General features: G+C 76.7%; 2 protein-coding genes. Both read right to left on the bottom strand.

Translation table 11 applies throughout. The features are described 5' to 3' along the window. Window positions 1-1,732 (bottom strand): sporulation protein (locus tag AB0J52_RS35340; RefSeq protein WP_500187269.1); only part of this gene is annotated, 1,732 nt, incomplete at its 3' end. Window positions 1,733-1,857: 125 nt separating this feature from the next. After that, window positions 1,858-2,663: M16 family metallopeptidase (locus AB0J52_RS35335; protein WP_500187267.1), on the bottom strand; the 806-nt coding region annotated here is incomplete at its 5' end.

Genomic DNA, 2,663 nt, shown 5'->3' with positions numbered 1-2,663 from the left:
CCACGGCATGGGCGGCAGCGTGCACGGCCACTTCGGCGGCGATGCCACCGGCGATGACCGCGCCCGCCGCGGCGATCTCCGCACCGTGGTGGTGGTGCGGCCCGTACGCGACGTAGTGGGGCGGAGGTCCGCCGTACACGGGGGCGCCGTACATGGCCGGGGGATAGGGCGGCGGCGCTCCGGGCCCCGGCGGCATCGGAGGAACGTGCGCCGGGGGATACGGCCCCGCGCCCGGAGGCGGTGGCGGCAGCGGAGCTCCTGGGGGAGCACCCGGCGGGACGGCTGCGCCCGGTGGCGGCGACGGAGGGTAGGCGGGCATGCCGGGGCCGGGCCGCCCAGGCATGGGCGCGCCGGGCATCGCTCCCGGGCCTCCCGGGCCTCCGGGGCCGGCCCCGAAGTGAGGCGGCCCTTGACGACCGGGCCCAGGGCCGGGGGCGGGCATGGGGGCGTTCGGCCCCTGCGCCGGCCCGAACCCTCCGGGGCCCATGGGTTGGGGGGACGACGGGCCGGCGGGGGGCATGCCGGGAAGGCCGTGACCGGCCGGGGGCATGCCCGGCGCGCCATGCACACCGCCACCCGGCCCGGCGTGGCCCGGAGGGCCAGGCGGCGCGCCGAACGGAGGCATGCCAGGGCCATGAGGAGCGGACGGCCCGCCGCCCGGACCCAGCGGGTTGGGCGGCACGCCGGGGGCACCGCCGCCCGGGCCGAAGGCGGGCGCGTGCCCGGGTGCGCCGGGGCCGTAACCCGGGCCGTGCGGCGGCCCGGAGAAGCCGGGACCGGCAGGCCCGTGCCCGCCGGGACCGGGGCCGCCCGGCCCAGGTGCCGCCGGGCCGAAACCGCCGGGACCGGGCATGCCGGGGCCAGGGTGGGGTGCCGGAGCCGCGGCCGGTGGCATGCCGTGGGCTGCTGCTGCGGCGGCGAAGCCCGGTGGCAGTCCCGGAGGACCGGCGGGCGCGTGCGCTCCCGGAGGAGGCGGCGGGCCAGGGGCGTGGCTGAGGTTCGGTGGGAGCAGGACGGCGGCTTCGAGCCAGTCGGTGAGGCGGGCCGTCCAGTCGGTCTCGGCGGACTCGGGGTGCTCGACGACGAAGGCGCCGAAGGAGTCGTCGTCGCCCTTCACCCGCCCCATGGCACGGAGCTTGAAGCCCATCGTGCCGGGACTGGCGATGAAGGTGAGCCCGACCGCGTCGAGCCGCCGGTAGTGCGGCGGCGGGTTGAGGTAGATCTCCTGGTGGAACGGGAGCTGCTGGGACAGGCCCGCCACCTGGGACGTCTCGAACGCGACCGTGCTGATGGTGAAGCCCATGCGGGCGGCCGCCTGCAGGACCCACTGCTGGGAGCGCAGCGGCTCGACCGAGATGGGGTCGACGTCGCCCGGGTCGGGCCCGCCGCGGACGTCCACCTCGGTGCACAGGCCGAGGGTGAAGCCGGGCAGCTCGTGCCCGAGGACGGTGGTGAACGGCAGCTCGTAGGGCAGCGGGATGGAGAACGGGAGCGCCCGGTCCTCCCCGGGGGAGAGCGTGAAGGCCCGGGTGAGCGCGCCGCGGTAGACCTCGGGGCCGGCGATGTCGCGGCCGTGGTGGTCGCGCATCCGCGGCATGAGCGCGATCGTGACGTGCCGGATCTCGGTGGGGGCGGCCCCGCCGCGCAGGTGGACGTTGCCCGCCACGACGCCGCCCGGCGCGCACTGCGGCTCGGCCAGGACGGTGTCCACCGACGGTCCCGCGTATCCCACTGGACGATCCCCTCTCGCCATCCGACAAGCGGCACACTACGCCCAGCGGACCCCGGCGGCCGAACGGCCGCCGGGGCTGTGGACAACTCCTTCGGACGACTCCTGGGGAGATCCGCTCCGGCCGGCTACTTCGCGGTGACCGTCACGTTCGCGTAGCCGACCTTCTCCAGCGACTCGCGGATCTGCGCCGCGTCCCCGACCGCGACGACCGTCAGGCGGTCGGTGTCGACGTGGGTCGTGTACGCGTTCGCGACCGACTCCGGCGTCGCGGCGCGCACCGCGGCCAGGTAGCGGGACGTGTAGTCCGCGCCGAGACCGCTCGCGGACGCGTCGGCGAGTTCGGCGGCGACCGCGCGGGACGTCTCGTACTCGCCCGGCGCGCGGTCGGCCAGCGCGCTGATCGCGGCGGTCGTCTCGGCCTCGTCCACGCCGCGCTCGCCGATGGAGCGCAGCTGGGTCAGGGCGTCGGCGACGGCGTCGCCGGTCACCTCGGTGTGCACCGACCCCTGCGTCACGAACACGCCGCAGTACGGCATCCGCAGGATGCCCGTGCGCACGCCGTAGGTGTAGCCCTTCTCCTCGCGCAGCACGGTGTTCATCCGGGACGTGAGGCCCCCGCCGAGGACGTGCGCCGCGACCGACAGCAGCGGCCAGTCGGAGTTCGTGCGGTCCGGGACGCTGTGGCTGATGTTCAGGTAGGTCTGGACGGACCCGGGGCGGTCGACGATGACGATGCGCGGCTCGTCCACGGCCGCGATGGTGTCGGCCGCGGGGAGCGCGGGGCCGGACGAGGCCCACCCGGAGAGCGCGTCCGCCAGGGTGGCGTCCACATCGGTGCCCGCGATGTCGCCGGCGATGACCGCGGTGGCCTCGGCCGGGACGACGGAGCCGAAGTACGCGCGCACGGCGTCGCCCGTCAGCCCCTCGACCG

The organism is Spirillospora sp. NPDC049652, assembly GCF_040675125.1.
In the GTDB taxonomy this organism is placed as follows: Bacteria; Actinomycetota; Actinomycetes; order Streptosporangiales; family Streptosporangiaceae; genus Spirillospora.
The sequence above is the reverse complement of the archived record's forward strand: the minus strand, read 5'-3'. Positions and strand labels throughout refer to the sequence as shown.